The 1210-nt window shown below is 73.6% G+C and carries 2 protein-coding genes; one reads left to right on the plus strand and one right to left on the minus strand.

Annotated features, from left to right (window positions below):
* Positions 1 to 263, minus strand: a 263-nt coding sequence (locus tag GWK61_RS54675; RefSeq protein WP_194922306.1) for a hypothetical protein, incomplete at its 3' end; no start/stop codon positions are given.
* A gap of 222 nt (positions 264 to 485) precedes the next feature.
* On the opposite strand from GWK61_RS54675, the gene GWK61_RS54680 reads away from it, so the two are divergent.
* Positions 486 to 1210: NRDE family protein (locus GWK61_RS54680; protein ID WP_194922307.1), on the plus strand; the 725-nt coding region annotated here is incomplete at its 3' end.

Below are 1210 nucleotides of genomic sequence, written 5' to 3' on the forward strand. Positions count from 1 at the left end.
GCCGGGAAGTGCGTGGTGGTGGGGCGCAGCGCGTACCAGACCAGGGCGGCGCCGGGGAGCAGGGTGGCGATCTCCGCGGGGACGGTGAGGCGGGCGAAGCTGCCGGCGATGAGGGAGTAGCCCAGGCCGACCGCGCCCCATGTGATCATCGGAGAAGTGGGGTGGGTGGCCTGCAGCGGAATCGGTGCCGTCCGGGCCCCTGCGGCAGCCGGCTCGGCGGCGGCCTCGGCCCGACGGCCCATGGGCACGGATTCCTGCGTCATCGCGGCTCCCGCTTCCTCTTTCACCCCGCTGGTCCGGCGCGTGTTCACCGGGCGTTCGCGGACGTTCTTGTGCAGCGCCGATACCCGCTCTGGCGTGCAGCTACACACCGTTTCCACCATGGCCGCGGAGCGTGATCGACAGCTTTTGCTAGAGATCATCATGCCCCCGCGTTCGACCGGGACGGCGCAGGCTGCTGTGATGAAGGGGTGTGTACAGCCATCGTGAGTGTCGATCCCGCCTCGGAGTACCCGGTGCTGCTGGCCGGCGTGCGTGACGAGTTCCACGACCGGCCGTGGATCCCGCCGGGCCGGCACTGGCCGGAGCACCCTGAGCTGATCGGCGGCCAGGACCTGCTGGCGTCCGGGACGTGGCTGGCGGTGGACCCGACCGTGCCGCGGGCGGCGTGCGTGCTGAACGGCCGCGGGCCGCTGGCGCCGGAGTCGGGGCGGCTGTCGCGGGGCGAGTTGCCGCTGCTGTTCGCGTCGACCGGGGCCGTGGACGGGCTGGAGTTCGCGCGCTACGACCCGTTCCACCTGATCTGCGCGACGCTGGAGGCGGTGTTCCTGCTGAGCTGGAACGGCGAGCAGCACGAGCGGCAGGAGCTGGGCCCGGGGCTGCACGTGGTGGTGAACAGCGGGCTGGAGGGCTCTGACCCGACAGAGGGGCCGGGCACCGAGGCGATGCAGGCGCGGCTGGACTTCTTCCGGCCCCGGCTGCTGGCCGCGGCCAGGCCGGAGCCGGCGCCGAAGGTGCCGACCGAGAAGGCGTGGGGGCCGTGGCTGCCGCTGGTGGAGGGCGACGGGCTGGACCCGGCCGACGACCGGGCGCTGCTGGTGCGGCGGGAGTTCGGCGAGCGGACCTGGGGGACGACGTCGGTGACGCTGGTCGGGCTGCGGGCCGGCGGGGTCCGGTACGACTTCAGCGGGCAGCCGGGGGATGCGGGGGC

The sequence above is a fragment of the Catenulispora rubra genome (assembly GCF_015356825.1).
Taxonomy (GTDB): Bacteria; Actinomycetota; Actinomycetes; order Streptomycetales; family Catenulisporaceae; genus Catenulispora; species Catenulispora rubra.